The sequence below is a fragment of the Micromonospora sp. CNB394 genome, from assembly GCF_000374985.1.
GTDB lineage: Bacteria > Actinomycetota > Actinomycetes > Mycobacteriales > Micromonosporaceae > Micromonospora > Micromonospora marina.
The window spans coordinates 89,833-107,989 of the sequence record NZ_KB895825.1 but is presented as its reverse complement, the minus strand read 5'-3'; the positions used below and the strand labels follow the sequence as shown (position 1 = coordinate 107,989).

Below are 18,157 nucleotides of genomic sequence, written 5' to 3'. Positions count from 1 at the left end.
TCTCCAGGCGTAGCCGCGTCACTTCTCGTCGTCCTTCCCCGTGTCGTCCTTGGTGGAATGTCGGTTGTCCTGAGCCGGGCCGACACGATCGACGTCCGGCGTCGAGCGGTCATCGGCTGCTGACCCGCCGCTACCGGCGACCGGGCGCTCTCCGTCGGCGGCCACAGTCCCGTCCTGGCCGTCCGGTGCCCGACGAGCCTGCGCGCGGCCCTCCTCCCGGGCTGCGGCCACCGCCTGTGCGACCTGCGCCGCCCGCCGGCGCCGGGCCGCGACAAGCGCCCAGCCGGCGAGCAGGAACAGGGCGAGCAGGGCCAGCTGCGGCCAGGGCACGGCCCAGACGGCGGCCCGGTCCGTGCTGGCCCGCGGTGGTGGATCGAGGACCTGGTCGCCGACGGCGGCCGGCGTGACCGTCGCGTCCGCGGTGAGCCGGAACAGCGGCGGGACACCCGGCATGCGTACGGTGGTGGTCAGCTCGCCGCCGGGCAGGATCTCCGGCAGAGCCGCACCGGTGACGGACTTTCGGGCCAGGCCGAACGGCCCGGCCACGCCGAGCACGGGCTGCCCGGCGAGCCTGACGTTGCCGGTGTTGCGGACGGTGAACGTGGCGATGACCGTACCCCCGGCCAGCGGGTTGATCGACCCGGTGTGCCGCACCCGGAGATCCTGGATGGTGAGCGTCGGCTGCAGCTCACCGGTCACCCGCAGGTAGATGCGCGCACCGACCCGGTGGTCGACGGCGACCTGGTTGCCCCGCGCGTCGCTTCCCACGTCGGTCAGCGAGGCGACGATCCCTCCGGCGTGGTCTCCCGGGGTGGCGTTGCGCGGCACGGTGAGCGTGAACGGCACGTCCAGGCGGGACGCCGAGGGGATGGTCACCGTGCGGCGCGGGAGGCGGACCCAGGAGCCCACGTCGGTGGGCTTCTGGTCGGCGGCCAGCAGGTCGAACCCGCCCCGCGTGGTGGTGACCGCGTCGCTGGCGTAGAGGTCGAGGGTGAGCGGGCGGTTGGAGTGGTTCGTGACGCCGACGTAGTCGGTCAGGACGGCGCCCGGGTCGAGTTTGTAGCTGAATGCCGGCCGGCCGTTCGGTCCACGCGCGGTCGACGGAGCCACGCCCCAGGTCGCGGCGGCGGGCGACGGTGCCGGCGACGTCCGTTGCGTGGCCGGCGGGGTGGAGGGGGCGGGTGCGGCCAGCGCGGAGGCAGGTGGTGCGGGGACCACACCGAGCAGGCCGATCCCGGCGGCGATCGTGGCGAGCAGGCGCATTGCGGGGACGGGTCCGTTCCTGGGGTGCGAGGGGAGGTGCGGGGTGGGCGGGTCGCGGCGACGACGCACCCACCCCGCGCGGTCGTCCGGTGGCCGGGCTCACGGCCCGACCACCGGACGGGTTGGTGCGATCAGATGGCGGTGAGGGTCAGGGTCGCGGTGTAGGTCCCTGCCGCCGTCTCGGTGGGCAGACTCAGCCGCAGGTCCGCGCCCAACTGTGCGGTACCCCGTCCGGCGCCGTCCGGCGCCGAGCCCAGCACCGCACTGTTGCCGAGACCGCCGCCGGCTCCGACGACGTACGGCGCCACCACCGGGCCGGGCACCACGCCCTGCCCGTCGGCCTGGGCCAGGACACGCGGGGTCCAGCCGAGGTAGCCGGCGCTGAACGTCGCCCCGTCCGGGCCGACGAAGTCCGCCGGGATCTGTCCGGAGGCGCTCCATCCCGGCTGGCCGGCGCGGGTGTCGGTCACCGTGACCGGCCGTAGCTCACCGTTGCTCTCCCACCTGTCACCGGCCGCGTTGAGCTGCGCGGACGGCAGCACCACGGCCCGGTCGTCGGGGTTGACGCTGATCACCAGCGAGCCCTGCGTCTCGGCGATCGACGCGGTGATCGTCTGCGAGGCGCCCGGCTCCTGGGGTGGGAACGCCACCCACAGGGTCACCGGCTCGCTGGTCGCCACGACCTCGTGGTCGTCGTCGTAGAGCTTGGCCACGTACTCGCAGGCGTTCAACTCCCGGGTCGCGGTGAACGAGTAACTCGCGCCCGCCTCACCCGGGATGATGCTCCAGTCGGCAGCGTCCGGACACTTGCTGAACCAGTGGTAGTGGTCCAGCTCGGTCTGCGGCGTCTGCACCGCGGTGAGCGTGACCGTGTCGTTGGGCTGGTACTCGTCCGCCATCCCGCTGACCGACAGGCTGACCTCCGGCCCACCGCCGGACAGCTCGCCGACGACGAACGAGTAGTCGACCGCCCCGGTGCTGACCGTGGTGCCGTTGGTCAGCGTCGCGTCGGCCTGGAACTTCAGCGTGTAGTTGCCCAGTGCGCTGAACGCCCAGTTCGAATGCGCGTGGGTGTGCACCGGCACGTCGATCGCGTCCGGCAGCCCGTCCTCGCTGCGGAACTTGACGATCGGTCCGCCGAACGAGTCCTGCGTGAACAGCGTGACCTTGCCCGGTCCCTCCACGCCGACCAGACTCAGCCGCACCTTGTTCCCCTCGAACACACCCGAGTCGAGCTCGGTGGTGTTCCAGCCCGGCCAGAGCAGATCCGGGTCCTGCGTCATCGGCAGCAGCCAGATCTGTGAACCGGCCGGGCCCAGGAACGCGAACCGGGGGTCATCCGGCACCTCCATCGCCGCCTGCGGCAGCACCTGGAACGTGACGTCCGCCGGATCCCGGATCACCATCGGGCTGCCCGTGTCGTCCCTCACCTTCAGGGACAGCTCGCCGTCGGCGTAGTGCACGTCGACCGCGTCGGTGTGGCCCTTGGACAGCACCACCTTCTCGGCCGCCGACGCCGCGGTGGGCGCCAGCACCGCGCCGGCGGCCACCACCGCCCCGGCGATCAGGGCCGCGAAACCGCGAGCCCTCAATGTCGCATTCATACCTCCCCTTTCCACGCCGCGCGCGTCCGCGCGCGGTGGTACATGTCGCCCGGTGCGGGCGGCAGCCGGCGCGGGGCGGTGGCCCGCACCCGACCGGTGACGGCGACCGTCACCAGGACGCCTTGCGGACCCCTGGCAGCTCGCCGCGCAGGGCCAACTCCCGGAACCGGACCCGGGACAACCCGAAGCGGGTCAACACGCCTCGCGGACGGCCGTCGATCTGGTCCCGGGAGCGCAGCCGGACCGGGCTGGAGTCGCGCGGGAGCCGGCCGAGCGAGCGGACCGCGTCAGCGCGTACGGCCGGGTCGGTGTCCGGGTGGGCGATCAGCCGCTTCAGCTCCGCCCGGCGGTCGGCATGCCGGGCGACCAGGTCCTCCCGGCGGGCCTGACGGTTGCTCAGGCTCTTCTTCGCCATCAGCGGGCCTCACGGAACTCGACGTGCCGGCGCACGACCGGGTCGTACTTGCGCAGCACCAGGCGGTCGGGGTCGTTGCGGCGGTTCTTGCGGGTGACGTACGTGTAGCCGGTACCGGCGGTGCTGCGCAGCCGCACGATCGGACGGACGTCGGTCTGCTTGGCCATCAGAGCTTCACTCCCCGGGCGCGCATCTCGGCAACGACCTTTTCGATGCCCTTACGGTCAACCGTCTTCAGCGCCTTCGCCGTCAGGGTGAGGCTGACCCACCGTCGTTCCGACGGCAGCCAGTAACGGTGGCTCTGCAGGTTCGGGTTCCACCGGCGACGGGTGCGCCGGTGCGAATGGGAAACGGCGTTGCCGAAGCTCGGCTCCGCCCCGGTGACGTCACAGCGTCGGGACACGACTCAACTCCTCTTGGTTCAGACGAACGGTAACGACAACGGTTTTCGTTTCTACATCAGCCGATCGGACACCGTTCAGCCGGGGTCGTCCACCACCTCGACCGACATGGCGGATCCGAGCCGGTAGCCGACGCCGCGGACGGTGGCGATCACCGGCAGGTCGGCGCCGAGCTTGACCCGCAGGCGCCGCACGTGGACGTCGACGCTCCGATTGCCGGTGAAGGGGTGTCCCCACACGCGATCGAGCAACTGGTCCCGGGTGAACACTCGTCGGGGATGGTCGGCGAGGTGCCGGATCAAATCGAACTCGCGCCGGGTGAGCGGGATCTCGCGGCCGTCGCAGTAGACCGCGCGCGCGTGCGGGACGACCCGCAGCAGGTGCCTGTCCCGCTCGGCAGAAGGCTCGACCCCACCGCCGGCCTGGCGGGCGGCTATGCGGCCCACCAGCCGGAGCAGGCGGGTCGCGTCGGTGTCAGGAGGCCCCGTCGAGCCCCCCAGCCGGATGGTGACCACCACGGCACCGTCGTCCTCCATCGAAACCCCCACCCGCTGGTCGGCCATCATGTGCCTATAATGACAACCGTTTTCAGTTCGTGTCGAGAGGATTGTGATGTCGACGTCACCGCTCGCACCCGCCGAGCCCGGCGCTACGACGGCTGACACCCGCCCGTCGTTGACGGTGCTCAGCGGCTTCTGGCCATCCGCGACGTACGCGGTCGCCCGCACGCTGCTGGCAGCGGACCCGGCGCTGGTGCTGGTGCGCCACGATCTCGCCGACCTGGCCGCCGGCACCGTGCACCGCATCGTGCGCGACGCTGCCGGCGTGCTCGAGGACGAGCGGATCACCCTGGCGCACGGATGTGTCTCCTGCACGCTGCGGGAGGACGTGCTACCCACCCTCGCCCGGCTGGCCCGCGCCCAGCCGCACCGCGACCTGCTGCTGATGCTGCCCGAGGTGGTCGAACCGGAGGCGGTCGCCGCCGTCTGCGCGCACTGCCTCGTCGACGGCGCCCCGATCACCGACCTGATCCGGGTCGACTCCTACGTCACAGTGGTCGACGCCGAGCACCTGCTCGACGGCCTGGCCAGCACGGACGACCTGACCGCCCTCGGCATCGCGGCCGCCGAAAACGACGACCGGGCGCTGGCCGACGTCGTGGTCCGGCAGATCGAGTTCGCCGACACGCTCGTCCTGTGGGGCGAGTCCCGCGAGGGCGCCTACGACACCAGTCGCCTGTCCGTGCTGCTGCAACGCATGGCACCGTGGGCGGCGCAGGTCCGCGTCGACGGTGACCTCGTCGATGCCGGCACGCTGACCCGGCACCTTCGCCACACCCACCGGCACCGGCCGGAGACCCCGGGGATCCTGAACCGCGGCCTGCAGGGCTACACCCTCGGCGCGCACGAGCCGGAGTCCGACTGCGGCGTCGTCTCCGCCGTCTTCCGTGCCCGCCGGCCGTTCCACCCGCAGCGCCTACACGACGTCCTCGAAGAGGTCAACGCCGAGATGGTCCGCTCGCGCGGGTACCTCTGGCTGGCCAGCCAGCCCGACACCGTGGTCGCCTGGGAGTTCGCCGGTGGCGGCCTGGCCATGGGTTCCCTCGGATACTGGCTGGTGAGCCTGCCGGAGCAGCACTGGGAGCACGTCGAGGACCAGCGTCGCCTCGCCGCCGCCCTCGACTGGGATCCCTACTACGGCGACCGGCACCAGCACCTGGTCTTCATCGGCCTCGACACCGACCCCGTCGACCTGCACCGCACCCTCGCCGGGTGCCTGCTCACCGACGCCGAACTCGCCGACGGTGAGGAGATCTGGCGCACCTACCCCGACCCGTTCGCCGGCTGCTTTCCCCTCGGGACGGAGGAGCCGGCCGACACCGACACCGACACCGACACCGACACCGACACCGACACCGACACCCAAGGAGAGAACCCCGCATGAAGCCCGGCATCCACCCCGAGTACCGCCCGGTCGTCTTCCGAGACAAGGGCGCCGACTTCGCCTTCCTCACCCGCTCCACCGCCACCGGCGACCAGACGATCGAATGGACCGACGGCAACACCTACCCCGTCATCGACGTCCAGATCTCGTCGGCCAGCCATCCCTTCTGGACCGGCAAACAGCGCCTGCTCGACACCGAGGGCCGGGTCGAGAAGTTCCGCGCCAAGTACGCCCGCCGCGGACCGCAACAACCCCGATGACCGCGCGCGCCGGCTGGACGGCGCGTACGGCCCGCCCGTCGACGCCGCCACGGCCGACCGGCCCTGGTACCCCGCGAGCTGGTCGCCGCCGGCGACCGGCTCGCGGTCGCCGGCGGCCGTGGCGGCGCCGGCATGACCCGCGCCCTGGCAGGCACGTGACGTGTGGCCGGGTCGTCGAGGCGCGAAGCGTCCACGTCGGCCGGCGTAGGTGACCGGCCATGAGCGAGACCACACCTGCCGCCGACACGCCGCTGCGGGCAAGCGGCGTACGCACCACCTGGCAACGGCAGGCCATCCTCGCCGCGCTGACCGGCCGGACCCATCCGATGACCGCGCAGGCCGTGCACTCGGCGTTGACCGGCGCCGGTCACCGGATCGGCCTCAGCACCGTGTACCGCGCACTGCACCGGCTCGCCGAGGTCGGGTTGCTGCACACCTTCGAGGTAGGTGGGGAACGCGCCTATCGTCGCTGCCCGGACACCCCGCACCAACACCTGCTCTGCGACGACTGCGGCCTGGTCACCGAGTGCCCGCCGCATCTGGTGGAGACGTGGCTCCGCGAGCTACGGGCGGCCACCGGCTTCACCCCGCACGCCGACCGGATCGACCTGCACGGGCACTGCGCCACCTGCACCGCGACCCCGGCAACCTGATCCTGGCACCGGCTCCGACGAGCCGGCAGTCACCGGGTGGCGCACTCGGCGCAGGTGCCCATGATCTCCAGGGTGTGGTTGACGTCGGTGAACCCGTGCTGGCTGGCGGTGCGGCGGGCCCACGCCTCGACAGCCGGTCCGGTGATCTCGACGGTGCGACCGCAGTGCCGGCACACCAGGTGGTGGTGGTGGGTACGGCTGCACCGCCGGAACAGTTGCTCTCCGGTGGGCAGGCGCAGGATGTCCACCTCGCCCGCGTCGGCAAGTGCCTGCAACGTGCGGTAGACGGTGGTGAGGCCCACCACCGCTCCCCCCTCACGGAGTTCCGCGTGCAGTCGTTGTGCGCTGCGGAACTCGTCCGAGCGGCTGAGCAGCTCGACCACCTTCGCCCGCTGTCGGGTGTTGCGGACGGCACCGGGGATCGGATTCGTTGTCATCGACTGTCACCTTTTTCTGCTCCGTCCGGGGCCGGCACTCGGAGCACCGCGACGGTGATGCCGACCGACAGCTCGACGGTGCCGCGTTGTCCCGACCGGCCCGATCAGCGCCGGTCGCCCGCCTGCCGCCGGGGCGGTGAGCAGGAGCAGCGCGGGTGCCCGATGGCAGGCACCGAGGCAGCCCGCCCGGATCAGGACCGCGTACCGGCTGGCCCGCACCGCTTCGCGAAGGGCACCGACGTCTTTCGCCGGGTCCTCCGGAACGCCCTGTCTCCCCCGCTGGCGAAGCGCACGGCGGCGATGACCGTCGCCGTAGACACCGGTGACCGCGCTGGTACTCATCGGATGTCCCCGGGACGGCGGAAGGAGACCAGGACATGATCAGCTCGCTGGTGGAGCACCGTCGCGTCGGCGAAGCCGGCTCGACGGGCGGCATCCCGGTGCCAGTGGACCGGCGCGATGAACTCGGCGCAGGCGAGGCCGGTCAGGACGGCTGCCCGCTGGCGAAGCAGCGGCGCCATCGCCGGTTCGCCGCCGAGCATGGACCACCACGCCGCCCAGGGGTCGGCGCCTCCGCCTGCCGGCGGGGCCGGTACCACGGACGCAGCGTCCCGCATCGCGTCACCGACGAGAAGTAGCCCGCCCGGTCGCAGCAGTTGCCGGGCTTCGGCGTACCAGTCGCGCACCCGGTCTGCGGTCAGGTAGTGCACGGTCATCAGCGCCAGCACGACGTCGTACGGGCCACCGGCGGACGCCAGCCACTGCTCGGTGGCGATGTCGGCCCGCACGGTCGACACGTGCGGCATCGCGGTGCCGGTCAACGCCAGCAGGGCCGGGTCGACGTCGAGCACGGTGACGTGGGCGCCGGGCCACCGCCGCAGCATCGCCTCGGCGGTGGTACCGGGCCCACCACCGACATCGAGCACCCGCTCCGGTGAGCGTCCGAGCGTCTGTTCCACCGCAGCGAGGCCGGCGGAGAGGAACTCGTCCCGGCCCGGTTGGTAGAACCGCATCACCGTTTCCCAGTCCCGCCGCCACCGGGCCACGGCAGCGGGAGCGGGAGCAAGCATCATCGACATGATCAGACCCGGACCGGCTCGACGTGGTCGTGGTGGTCCAGGTCGCCCAGGTCCCACTCGGGGAACGGGTCGGGAAGGGACCGCCATCCGAGCTCCCCGGCGGCGACCTCCGCGTCGGTGAGCAGACAGGCGGTCAGTGCCGCCCGGAGTCCGTCGCCGTCGAGGCCGACGCCGATGAGGGCCAGTTCCTGCTGGCGATCACCGAACACCGGATGCCAGCGGGACTCCAGCTCCGCCCGCTCGACGGGATCCTCCGGCCACTCCCCCGACACCGCGACCGGCACCCCGGCCGGATCGCACCGACCGGACGGCCCGGCCTGGGACCAGAGCGCCACCACGTCCGGGCGGCTGGCCAGCCACAGGAACCCCTTCGACCGCACCACACCGAAGGCATCCAGGCCGCTGGCAAGCAGCTCCCACAGGCGCTGAGGGTGAAACGGCCGGTGGTCGCGGAACACGATGCTGGAGATGCCGTACTCCTCGGTCTCCGGCACGTGCTCACCGTTGAGCTCGGCCACCCAGCCGGGCGCGGTCTCCGCCCGATCCAGGTCGAACCGGCCGGTATTCATGATCGCCGCCGGTGACACCCGACCGCGCACGGCACGGACCTGCCGGGCGGCCGGGTTGAGCCGGGTCAACAGCGCCTCCACCACCGTCAGGTTTTCCGGGGACACCAGATCGGTCTTGTTCACCACCAGCACGTCGGCGAACTCGATCTGGTCGACCAGCAGGTCGGCGACGCTGCGATCGTCCCCCTCGTACGCGGCCAGGCCGCGCGCCTCCAGCGTCTCTCCCGCCTCGATCCGGGCCAGCAGGCCCGCCGCGTCGACCACAGTGACAGTGGTGTCCAGTCTGGCGAGGTCGTCCAGGATCTGCCCGCCCTCCACCCCGAAGGCGAACGTGGCGGCCACCGGCATCGGCTCGGAGATCCCGCTGGACTCGATCAGCAGATAGTCGAACCGGCCCAACCGCGCCAGCCGGGCCACCTCGTCGAGCAGGTCGTCGCGCAGCGTGCAGCAGATGCACCCGTTGGTCAGCTCGACCAGCCGCTCCTCCGTACGCGACAACGCCCCGCCGTCGCGGACCAGCGCGGCGTCGATGTTCACCTCGCTCATGTCGTTGACGATCACCGCCACCCGCAACCCGTCCCGATTGGCGAGCACATGGTTGAGCAGGCTCGTCTTGCCCGCGCCGAGGAACCCCGACAGCACGGTCACCGGCAACCGGCCCGTCACGGCTGATCCACCACCTGACGCCCCTTGTACAGGCCGCAGTGCGTACAGGCCCGGTGCGGCACCACCATCTCCCTGCGCGGACAGGGACAGGGAGTCAACTGCGGCACGCTCGCCTTCCACTGCGAGCGCCGGTGCCGGGTGTTCGACCGCGACATCTTCCGCTTCGGTACGGCCATGAGATCTCCTTCTTCCACCGGTCAGACTCGACACTACCGGTACCGGTTTTCGTTTTCTGACACGCGGTGGGGTGTGGCGCGAAGCGGTTCCGACGATCACGGTCCGTGGTGGACCGCGGCGTCGCCGACGGAGTGGCCCAGCGCACCCGTGAGTCGCACCGTGCGGTCGGCGAGGGTGGCGTCGGCGGCGTCGTGGCTGGCGAAGACGACCGCCGCGCCGGCACGGACCCGCTCGGCGAGCAGGTCGTGGACGTGTCGCCGGCTCGTCGCGTCGAGAGCGACAGTGGGCTCGTCCAGCACGTAGACGTCGGCGGCCTGGACCAGGGTCTGGGCGATGAGGGCGCGCTGACGCTGCCCGCCGGACAGTTCCCGCAGTCGCCGCCGGGCAAGGTGGGCGAGGTCGAGTCGCTCCATGATCACGGTCACGGCGGCGCGGTCGTCGCGGTTCAGGCGTCGGCGCGGCCGGAACCGGCCGATCCGCACGCACTCGGCTACGGTCAGCGGGAGCGCGTCGATGTCGCCGGTTCGCTGCGGGAGCAGGGCCAGCCGGCAGCCGGCCCGCCGCCGGACGCTGCCCTCGGCCGGCTGCTCGACACCGGCCAGCAGGTGCAGCAGCGTGCTCTTGCCGGAGCCGTTCGCGCCGGTCACGGCGACCGTGGAGGCCGCTTCCACGCGCAGGTTCACGTCCCGCAGGACCGGAACTCCGGCGTACCGGAAGGCCACGTTCTCGACGGCCAGGACCTCGGTGCCCACCACTCCCCCTAAATGGTATCGATTATCAGTTGCACTATAGTCGCTCCGGTGATGGCGTCGCTGCTCGAACCGTTCACCGTGTCCTTCGTCGTCCGCTCGCTCATCGGTGGCGTCCTGCTGGCCGCCGCGTGCGCCCTGGTCGGCGTGTGGGTGATCGCCCGCGGCATGACCTTCCTCGGCGAGGCGATGAGCCACGGCATGCTGCCCGGTGTCGCCATCGCGTCGATCTTCGGCGGCAACCTCGTCGTCGGGGCCGCCGCGAGCGCGTTCGCCATGGCGGTCGGCGTCAACGCCCTGCGGCACAGCCGCGAGTTCGGGCGCGACACCAGCATCGGGCTGCTGTTCGTGGGGATGCTCTCGGTCGGGGTGATCGTCGTCTCGCACTCGCGGTCCTTCGCGACCGACCTGACCGCGTTCCTGTTCGGCGACGTGCTGGCCATCCGGTGGCCCGACCTGCTGCTGCTCGCCGGCGCGGTCGCCGTGATCGCGGTGACCTCCGCCGTCTGCTACCGGCCGTTCCTGGCACTCACCTTCGACCCGCGCAAGGCCCGGACCCTCGGTCTGCGCCCCGAGATCGCCAACGCCGTGATGCTGGCCCTGCTCACCATCACGATGGCGGTCGCCTTCAGCGTCGTCGGCACCCTGCTCGCCTTCGGCATGCTGATCGCGCCCTCGGCGGCGGCGATGCTCGTCGCGCGGCGGCTCCCGGCGGTGATGCTCACCAGCTTCGGCATCGGCTCGGCCGCGACCGTGGCCGGCCTGTGGCTCTCGTGGCACGCGGCGACCGCCGCCGGCGCCACCATCGCGGCCGTCGCGGTCCTGCTGTTCTTCGTGATTCTCGGCGTGCGCCGGGTCACGACCGCGGTGCGACGCCGTCGGTCGCCGGCCCGCACGCCCGCCCCCCACCCGGTACCGGAAGGAAGTTTGTGATCATCGGCACCACCAGACGGTTCTTCGGCGTGGCCGCCCTGGGCCTCGCGCTCGCGATCCCCGCGTGCGGCTCGCCGAGACAACAACCGCAAGACGTCGAGGAGACGCCACACGGCTACGTGGAAGGCGCCGAGGAACTGGCCGAGCCGCAGTCGGCCATCGCGTACGCGACCCGCGGCGCGCAGCACTTGCGCCTGCACGACCTGAGCACCGGATCGGAGAAGGACGTCGGCCTGTCGGTCGCCGCCGAGCGGCTCACCGAGGACGGGCGCTTCGTCTACGTCGACGACGGTGACCGCGCTCTGGAGATCGTCGACGCCGGCGTGTGGACCGTCGACCACACCGACCATGTCCACTACTACCGGGCACCGTCCCGGTCCGTCGGAACCCTGTCGCTGGCCGCCCCGGTCCGGACGGTCGCCGGCTTCGAGGCCCACACCACGGTCGGCACCGCCGACGGCAAGGTGACGGTTCTCGACCGACGCGAACTCGAGGCCGGCCGGGTCGCCGAGCTGGCCTCGATCGACTCGAACAGCTCCACGCCGCTGGCCGTGCCGTACGCGGAGCAACTCCTCGTCGCCATGGGCGACGACCCGCAACGACCGGCTGACCGGATCGTCGCCACGGACGCGAAGGGCCAGCCGACCGGCGCCTTCGAGGCGCCCTGCGCGGCGCCCCGCGGGTGGGCCGTCCTGCGTGGCGGCGCGGTGATCGCGTGTGAGGACAGCATCGTCCGGATCAAGCAGGAGGGCGACAAGCTGACCGCCAGGGTGCTTGCCTCCCCGCGCACACCGGTCCCGCCGGGCGGGTTCGGCTACCGGCCGCGCAGCAACGAGGCCGCGGTGGCGGACCGCACCGGCATCTGGTCGGTGAACGCCGCCAAGGCCACCCTGCGGTACGTGCCGGCCACCGGCCGCGACCTGGTGGCCGCCGCGTCACCGGCGGACGGCAGCACGGTGCTCGCCCTCGACGCCTCCGACACGCTGATCAGCTACGACCTCGGGACCGGCAAGGTCCTCGCCCAGAAGCCGCTGCGTGCCACCGGCCTGACGCTGGACGCCGACCGCGCCTACCTGGCCGATCCGGAGGGCCAGGTCATCCACGAGATCGACTACCGCGACGGGCTGCGCACCGCCCGTACGCTGAAGGTCGCCGAGCGACCGGATCTCGTCCTGGAGGTCGGCCGATGAGGGCACGGAAGCTCTTCGCGACGCTCGCCGTCGGCGCCCTGCTGACCGGCGGCGCGGCCTGCACCTCGGCCGACGAGTCGCGCATCGTGGTCACCACGAACATCCTCGGCGACGTCGTCACCGAGATCGTCGGCGGCGAGGCCGAGGTCAGCGTGCTGATGAAGCCGAACGCCGACCCGCACTCGTTCGCCATCTCGGCCCGGGAGGCGTACACCATGCAGACGGCCGACCTGGTCGTCTACAACGGGCTGGGGCTGGAAGAGGGCGTCCTGCACCACGTCGAGGCGGCGAAGTCCGAGAAGGTCCCGACCGTCGAGGTGGGGACCAGGATCGACCCGATGGAGTACGGGGACGGCGACGCCGCCGGTCTGCCGGATCCGCACTTCTGGACGGATCCGGCCCGAATGGTCACCGTGGTACGGCTGCTCGCCGGTGAGATCATCGAGCACGTCGACGGGGTGGACGCCCGCGCGGTGCGGGAGCGCGCGGACGCGTACGCGAAAAAGGTCGGCGAGCTGGACGCGGACCTCGCGCGGCGGTTCGCCGCCATCCCGTCCGAGCGCCGGGTCCTGGTCACCAATCACCACGTTTTCGGCTACCTCGCCGACCGCTACGACTTCCGGGTCATCGGCGCGATCATCCCGAGCGGCACGACGCTCGCGTCGCCGAGTGCGTCGGATCTCGCCTCGCTGGTCACCGCCATCCGGACCCACCGGGTGCCGGCGATCTTCGTCGACACCTCACAGCCGGCCAAGCTGGCCGAGGTCCTCGTCTCCGAAGCCGGCGTCAGTGTCAAGGTGATCGCCCTGTACTCGGAGTCGCTCAGTGAAGCCGACGGCGGCGCCCCGAGCTACCTGGGCATGATGCGCTTCAACACCGAGGCGATCATCGGCGGCCTGTCAGGTTGAGACACCCCGGCGTCGGGCCGGGAGGCGCCCCCTGTAGGGTAAGTGAAAATGATTGTCAGTTTCAGTTTGAGGGAGCAGTTCGTGAGGCATCGTAAAGTCAGCAGCGCAGCCGCCCTGGTGGCGGCCACGCTGGCGCTCACCGCGTGCGCGTCCGATTCGGACGAGGCGACCACACCGGCGGCCGAAACATCCGCCGCGGCCGCGGTGCAGGAGCCGGTGGCGATCACCTACGACGGCGGCATCTACGTGCTCGACGGCGAAGCGCTGAAGGTGGCGCACGACGTCACCCTGCCCGGCTTCAACCGGATCAACCCGGCCGGCAACGACACGGGTGTGTTCGTCTCCACCGAGTCCGGGTTCCAGGTCCTCGACGCGACCGCCGGCAAGATGACCGACATCAGCTACCCGGGCGCCAAGCCCGGCCACGTCGTGCTGCACGGCGACCGCACGGTCCTGTTCACCGACGGCACCGGCGAGGTGCACAGCTTCGACCCGAAGAAGCTCACCGACGGCAAGCCCGAGGGACGCACCTACAAGACCGCCCAGCCGCACCACGGCGTAGCCGTGGAACTCGCCGACGGCACCATGGTGGTGACCCTCGGCACGGATGAGTCCCGCCCGGGAGCGATCGCGCTGGACAAGGACGGCAAGGAGATCGCCCGCAGCGAGGAGTGCCCCGGCGTCCACGGCGAGGCGGTCGCCCAGGGCGAGGTCGTGGGGCTCGGCTGCAAGGACGGCGTGCTGCTGTTCAAGAACGGCGCCTTCGTGAAGGTCAAGAGCGCTGGTGCGTACGGCGCCGTCGCCACCCAGGTCGGCACCGAGCAGTCTCCGGTGCTGCTCGGCGACTACAAGGTCGACCCGGACGCGGAGCGTGAGTTCCCCGAGCAGTTCGCGCTCATCGACACGGCAGCCCAGAAGCTCCAGGTCGTGCCGATGCCCAAGGGTGTCAGCTACAGCTTCCGCTCGATGGCCCGCGGCCCGCAGGGCGAGGGCCTGATCCTGGGCACCGACGGCAAGCTGCACGTGGTCGACCCCGCCACTGGCAAGCTGACCGCCTCGTGGCCGGTGGTCGGCGCCTGGAAGGAGCCGATGGACTGGCAGGAGCCACGCCCGGCCCTCTTCGTCCGCGGTGACGACGCCTACGTCACCGAGCCCGCCACCAAGAAGGTGCACCGGCTCGACCTCACCACCGGCAAGGTCGCCGGTTCGGTGACCCTCGACGCGGTCCCCAACGAGATCAGCGGCACGATGTCGGAGCACTGACATCCCGGTCACCGGCGGTGAAGGCGAACCTCGTCTTCACCGCCGGTGGCGTTTGTCTTCCTGCCGACGGCGACAACCTTCCGCTGCTGCCGGAGATGATTGTCATCCAGCCGCACGACCCCCGGCCGGGCCGCGGTCCGGTCCGGTCCGGTCCGGTCCGGTCCGGTCCGGTCAACGGCGACGACGAGAGGGCACGGATGAGCGACGACGAGTACCACGAGTCGGGCGAGTTCCTCGACCTGTTCAGCCACGACGCCTGGCAGGCGTTGCGGGGCCCGGTGCTGGCCGCGCTGGCCGGTGCCGCACCGCAGGCGGGACCGGTGTTGGACCTCGGCGCAGGTAGCGGGCTCGGCACCCTGATCATCGCCCAGGCGTTGCCGGCCGCGCGGATCGTGGCGGTCGAGCCGTCGGCGGTCCAGCGCGGCGCCCTGTTCACCCGGCTGGGTTCCGCCCCGGACCTACGGGAGCGGGTCACGGTGGTGGCCTCCGGAGCGCAGGACGCCGCCCTGCCGGACCGGATCGGCGGTGCGGTCGCGATGAACATGATCGGGCACCTGGAACCCGACGCGCGTGGCGAGTTGTGGAGGCGGCTGCGCGACCGGCTCGCCGACGGTGCGCCGCTGGTGGTCAACGCGCAGCCGCCAGCGGAGCCGATGGCGATCCCTGAGTCGGACTTTGTGACGGTGCGGGTGGGTTCCCACACCTATGTGGGCAGCGGCGCGGCCCAGCCGGACGGCCCGGGCGCCCTCCGGTGGCAGATGCGCTACCGGGTGCTCGACGACTCCGATCGGCTGGTACGTGAGGTCACGGCCGCGTACCGGTGGTTCGTCGTGTCGCCGGAGGCGATCGTCGCCGAACTCACGGCCGCCGGGTTCGACGCGACCCCCGGCCCGATGGACATCGTGCGGGCGGAGGTCCGGTGAGCCCGGATCGACACGTCCCGGTCTCCCGATCAGTGGCGATGCGCGCGGGAGTGCGGCTCCCCCGGTGAGGACCCGAAGCAGTTCTCGTCGGCACCCGACCCGATCGTCCGCCGGAAGGTCATGTCGACTCCGCCGACGCAGCAGGAACTGCCCGGATGGCAGCCGCAGCCGTCCGCCGTGCCGGCAGGGTCGGCCACCGTGTCTACGACCTGGCAGCAAGTGTCGCCCCGCCAGGCGTCCCGGCCCTCCTTGACAGCGACACCGGCGATGACCAGCGCGACGACCGGGTCGGCCCAGGACCAGCCGAACAGGCTGTTCAGCGCCAGACCGACGAGCAGGACGGCAGACAGATAGGTGCAGAGCAGGGTCTGCCGGGAGTCGGCCACCGCGGACCGGGAGCCGAGTTCCCGGCCGGCACGGCGTTGTGCCGTGGACAGCACCGGCATGACCAGCACCGACAGCCCGGCCAGCACCAGGCCGACGACGGAATGCTCGGCGTCGGCGCCGCCGAACAGCGACCGGACCGCCTCGACGGTGACGTAGCCGGCGAGGGCGAAGAAGGAGATCGCAATCACGCGCAGCGCCACCCTCTCCCGGGACTGCGGGTCAGGGCCGGCGAACTGCCAGGCCACCGCGGCCGCCGACGCCACCTCGATGAAGGAGTCCAGGCCGAATCCGATCAGCGCGGTCGACGATGCGACCGTGCCGGCGGCGATCGCCACGATCCCCTCGATGACGTTGTAGATGATGGTCGCGGCGACCAGCAGCCGCACCCGGCGGGTGAGAACCGCGCGCCGCCCGGCCGACGGCATGGCGGGCCGAGGCCGGGGCCGGCTCAACGGCAGGCCCATCAGCAGCAGCCGTCCGCGACCGGGGCGGCGCACGCGGCGGGATCCACGGCGAGAACCAGGCCGAGCAGATCACCGAGGGCATGGGCGAGTCGGCCGTCGGTCAGCTCGTAGCGGGTACGCCGGCCCTCCGGCACCGCCACCACCAGGCCACAGCCACGCAGGCACGCCAGATGGTTGGACAGGTTCTGCCGGCTGGTGCCGAGAAGGTCGGCCAGGTCCGCCGGATAGCCGGGGCCGTCGCGCAGGGCGAGCAGCAGCCGGGCACGCAACGGATCGGACAGGGCATGGCCGAACCGGGCGAGAACCTGCCCGTGGGTCAACGTCTTCATGCGGCGACAGTACACGGCTTTCTGTATTCAGCGAAGCATGTACTACCGGGTGGCGGAACCCCAGTCCGACCCGTCGCGGGTCGCGCCCTGGTGGGGCGGCAGGTCCGTCGCGGTGTCGCGGAACGGGTGTCCTACCGGTCGGCGGCAGAAGGCATCTCACGTAGCTGCGGGATACGGGACAGCAGGATCGGCAACGCGGCCACCAGGAAACCCACCGCGGCCACCCACAGCCCCGTGCGCAGCCCGAGCCACCCGCCGACGAAGCCACCGACGAGCGCTCCGGTGGTGCCGATGCCCCACATGAGTGTGCGCATCCCGGCCGTCATACGACCGAGCAGCTCCCGGGGGGTGACCGCCTGCCGCAGGCTCGAACCAGCCACGTTGGCCACCGTGAGCCCCGCGCGCATCAGGAAGAAACCGGCGGTCACGACCACCACGGCCAGCACCGGGGGCCCCGCGACCAGCGGGATGAGCAGCGGGCCGCCGTAGCCGACCACGACCGCCGCCACGTAGACGCGCCCGAACCGGTACCGGCCGACCAGGCGGGCCGCGAGGGCCGCGCCGAGCACACCGCCGATCGCGCTCACCGCGAGGATCCCGCCGATGGTGCCCGCGGCCATGTTCAGGTCACGCACGGCGTAGATGACGAACAGCGCCTCCACGAACATGTAGCAGAAGTTGAATGCCGCGCCCGCGACCGCCAGTACCCGCAGGTAGGGCTGGCGCACGATGAAGCCGATGCCCTCGGCGATCTCCCTACCGAGGTGCCGCTTCGCCGACGGGGTGACCTCCTCGGGCGTCCGGATGGTCAGCAGGGAGAACACCGACACCAGGTACGAGCCGGCGTTCACCGCCAGCGCGTAGGGAGCGGTAAGTACCTGGACCAGCAGGCCGCCGAGTCCGGGACCGGCGAACTCGGCCGCCGACGAGCTGGCGCTGACCCGCCCGTTCGCGGCTACCAGATGCTCCTTCTCGACGAGCACCGGCACGTAGGAGAGCCAGCAGACCTCGAACAGCACCGTGCACACGCCGATCGCGAGCACGACCGCTGCCAGGATCGGCATGCTCAGCGCGTCCGCGAACGCCAGGACCGGGACGAGGCCGACCAGGACGGCGCGGGCCAGGTTCGCCAGGATCATCAGGGGCCGCTTGGCGTTGCGATCGACGAGGACGCCGAACGGCAGCGCCAGGAACAGGAATGGCAGGAATGCGAGCGAGCGGAGCAGTCCCAACTCCTCCGGACGGACATTCAACACGATCACGGCGGTCAGCGGAAGCGCGAGGTTGGTGACCTGGACCCCGAACAGGGAGACCGTCTCTCCGAACCAGAACCGGGAGAAGTCCCGGTTGTGTCGCAACGGCTTCGCACTGACGTCGGCCGCCTCGTCGATGTCGGTCATCGTCACCTCTCGTTTTCTGGTCTCGCCGTAGTATCACGATCGTCGAAGCCCGGGGCGTCGCCACTATTATTGAACATGGTTGTGATTTGCAGTACCGTCACGGCGACTGAACTTTCTGCACCCATGAAGGGGATCGCTCCGGC

22 protein-coding genes are annotated in these 18,157 nt (G+C 71.4%); 8 read left to right on the top strand and 14 right to left on the bottom strand.

What is annotated here, in order from left to right:
• Positions 1–18: 18 nt before the first annotated feature.
• The 6 genes from C569_RS0100475 to C569_RS31900 all read right to left on the bottom strand — a co-directional run bounded on the left by C569_RS0100475 (position 19) and on the right by C569_RS31900 (position 4,249).
• A complete protein-coding gene (locus C569_RS0100475) occupies positions 19–1,263 on the bottom strand; it encodes a WxL protein peptidoglycan domain-containing protein (protein ID WP_018783849.1) in 1,245 nt (414 codons plus the stop codon).
• 131 nt (positions 1,264–1,394) lie between these two features.
• Positions 1,395–2,867, bottom strand: a complete 1,473-nt coding sequence (locus tag C569_RS0100470; RefSeq protein ID WP_196806654.1) for a choice-of-anchor M domain-containing protein — start codon at positions 2,865–2,867, stop codon at positions 1,395–1,397.
• A 109-nt stretch (positions 2,868–2,976) separates the two neighbouring features.
• Positions 2,977–3,282 carry a 30S ribosomal protein S14 gene (gene rpsN, locus C569_RS0100465; RefSeq protein WP_018783847.1) on the bottom strand — a complete coding sequence of 102 codons (306 nt, stop codon included), beginning with the start codon at positions 3,280–3,282 and terminating at the stop codon, positions 2,977–2,979.
• On the bottom strand, positions 3,282–3,449 hold the full coding sequence (gene rpmG / locus C569_RS0100460) for a 50S ribosomal protein L33 (RefSeq protein ID WP_018783846.1): 168 nt from the start codon (positions 3,447–3,449) through the stop codon (positions 3,282–3,284). The genes rpsN and rpmG overlap by 1 nt, the downstream gene beginning before the upstream one ends.
• Positions 3,449–3,685, bottom strand: coding sequence for a 50S ribosomal protein L28 (gene rpmB / locus C569_RS0100455; RefSeq protein ID WP_018783845.1), 237 nt, complete (start codon positions 3,683–3,685; stop codon positions 3,449–3,451). The genes rpmG and rpmB overlap by 1 nt, the downstream gene beginning before the upstream one ends.
• A gap of 75 nt (positions 3,686–3,760) precedes the next feature.
• On the bottom strand, positions 3,761–4,249 hold the full coding sequence (locus C569_RS31900; RefSeq protein WP_018783844.1) for a winged helix-turn-helix domain-containing protein: 489 nt from the start codon (positions 4,247–4,249) through the stop codon (positions 3,761–3,763).
• A 43-nt stretch (positions 4,250–4,292) separates the two neighbouring features.
• Here C569_RS31900 and C569_RS0100445 point away from each other — a divergent pair, with 43 nt between their 5' ends.
• The 3 genes from C569_RS0100445 (at position 4,293) to C569_RS0100435 (ending at position 6,540) form a co-directional block, all read left to right on the top strand.
• Positions 4,293–5,627 carry a GTP-binding protein gene (locus C569_RS0100445; RefSeq protein ID WP_051090430.1) on the top strand — a complete coding sequence of 445 codons (1,335 nt, stop codon included), beginning with the start codon at positions 4,293–4,295 and terminating at the stop codon, positions 5,625–5,627.
• Complete coding sequence (locus C569_RS0100440) at positions 5,624–5,887, top strand: type B 50S ribosomal protein L31 (RefSeq protein WP_018783842.1); 264 nt, start codon at positions 5,624–5,626, stop codon at positions 5,885–5,887. Before C569_RS0100445 ends, C569_RS0100440 begins: the two co-directional genes overlap by 4 nt.
• Before the next feature lie 218 nt (positions 5,888–6,105).
• The gene (locus C569_RS0100435) at positions 6,106–6,540 is read left to right on the top strand and encodes a Fur family transcriptional regulator (RefSeq protein ID WP_018783841.1); all 435 of its coding nucleotides are present in this window, start codon (positions 6,106–6,108) and stop codon (positions 6,538–6,540) included.
• Between the two features lie 29 nt (positions 6,541–6,569).
• Here the strand turns inward: C569_RS0100435 and C569_RS0100430 are convergent, their stop codons facing one another.
• The 5 genes from C569_RS0100430 to aztA all read right to left on the bottom strand — a co-directional run bounded on the left by C569_RS0100430 (position 6,570) and on the right by aztA (position 10,220).
• Positions 6,570–6,977 (bottom strand): Fur family transcriptional regulator, encoded by a 408-nt coding sequence (locus C569_RS0100430; RefSeq protein ID WP_018783840.1) that lies wholly within the window; start codon positions 6,975–6,977, stop codon positions 6,570–6,572.
• Positions 6,978–7,315: 338 nt separating this feature from the next.
• Positions 7,316–8,056, bottom strand: a complete 741-nt coding sequence (locus tag C569_RS0100425) for a trans-aconitate 2-methyltransferase (protein WP_155945480.1) — start codon at positions 8,054–8,056, stop codon at positions 7,316–7,318.
• Between the two features lie 2 nt (positions 8,057–8,058).
• Positions 8,059–9,291, bottom strand: coding sequence for a GTP-binding protein (locus C569_RS0100420; protein ID WP_018783838.1), 1,233 nt, complete (start codon positions 9,289–9,291; stop codon positions 8,059–8,061).
• On the bottom strand, positions 9,288–9,467 hold the full coding sequence (gene rpmF / locus C569_RS31895) for a 50S ribosomal protein L32 (protein WP_081635878.1): 180 nt from the start codon (positions 9,465–9,467) through the stop codon (positions 9,288–9,290). Before rpmF ends, C569_RS0100420 begins: the two co-directional genes overlap by 4 nt.
• 96 nt (positions 9,468–9,563) lie before the next feature.
• Positions 9,564–10,220, bottom strand: coding sequence for a zinc ABC transporter ATP-binding protein AztA (gene aztA, locus C569_RS0100415; RefSeq protein WP_231394674.1), 657 nt, complete (start codon positions 10,218–10,220; stop codon positions 9,564–9,566).
• A 51-nt stretch (positions 10,221–10,271) separates the two neighbouring features.
• Between aztA and aztB the strand changes: the two genes are divergently transcribed.
• From aztB to C569_RS29550, 5 genes are all read left to right on the top strand, one after another.
• Complete coding sequence (aztB, locus tag C569_RS0100410) at positions 10,272–11,150, top strand: zinc ABC transporter permease AztB (protein ID WP_018783836.1); 879 nt, start codon at positions 10,272–10,274, stop codon at positions 11,148–11,150.
• Positions 11,147–12,340, top strand: coding sequence for a hypothetical protein (locus C569_RS0100405; RefSeq protein WP_018783835.1), 1,194 nt, complete (start codon positions 11,147–11,149; stop codon positions 12,338–12,340). The genes aztB and C569_RS0100405 overlap by 4 nt, the downstream gene beginning before the upstream one ends.
• Entirely contained in the window at positions 12,337–13,248 is a 912-nt protein-coding gene (aztC, locus tag C569_RS0100400; protein WP_018783834.1) for a zinc ABC transporter substrate-binding protein AztC, read from the top strand. Before C569_RS0100405 ends, aztC begins: the two co-directional genes overlap by 4 nt.
• Positions 13,249–13,329: 81 nt before the next feature.
• On the top strand, positions 13,330–14,511 hold the full coding sequence (gene aztD, locus C569_RS0100395; RefSeq protein ID WP_026267532.1) for a zinc metallochaperone AztD: 1,182 nt from the start codon (positions 13,330–13,332) through the stop codon (positions 14,509–14,511).
• Between the two features lie 17 nt (positions 14,512–14,528).
• Positions 14,529–15,434 carry a trans-aconitate 2-methyltransferase gene (locus C569_RS29550; RefSeq protein WP_018783832.1) on the top strand — a complete coding sequence of 302 codons (906 nt, stop codon included), beginning with the start codon at positions 14,529–14,531 and terminating at the stop codon, positions 15,432–15,434.
• Positions 15,435–15,463: 29 nt separating this feature from the next.
• Here the strand turns inward: C569_RS29550 and C569_RS29545 are convergent, their stop codons facing one another.
• The 3 genes from C569_RS29545 to C569_RS29540 all read right to left on the bottom strand — a co-directional run bounded on the left by C569_RS29545 (position 15,464) and on the right by C569_RS29540 (position 18,014).
• Complete coding sequence (locus tag C569_RS29545; RefSeq protein ID WP_036345025.1) at positions 15,464–16,285, bottom strand: cation diffusion facilitator family transporter; 822 nt, start codon at positions 16,283–16,285, stop codon at positions 15,464–15,466.
• The gene (locus C569_RS0100380; RefSeq protein ID WP_018783830.1) at positions 16,285–16,614 is read right to left on the bottom strand and encodes a helix-turn-helix transcriptional regulator; all 330 of its coding nucleotides are present in this window, start codon (positions 16,612–16,614) and stop codon (positions 16,285–16,287) included. The genes C569_RS29545 and C569_RS0100380 overlap by 1 nt, the downstream gene beginning before the upstream one ends.
• 131 nt (positions 16,615–16,745) lie before the next feature.
• Entirely contained in the window at positions 16,746–18,014 is a 1,269-nt protein-coding gene (locus tag C569_RS29540; protein WP_036345023.1) for an MFS transporter, read from the bottom strand.
• Positions 18,015–18,157 lie beyond the last annotated feature (143 nt).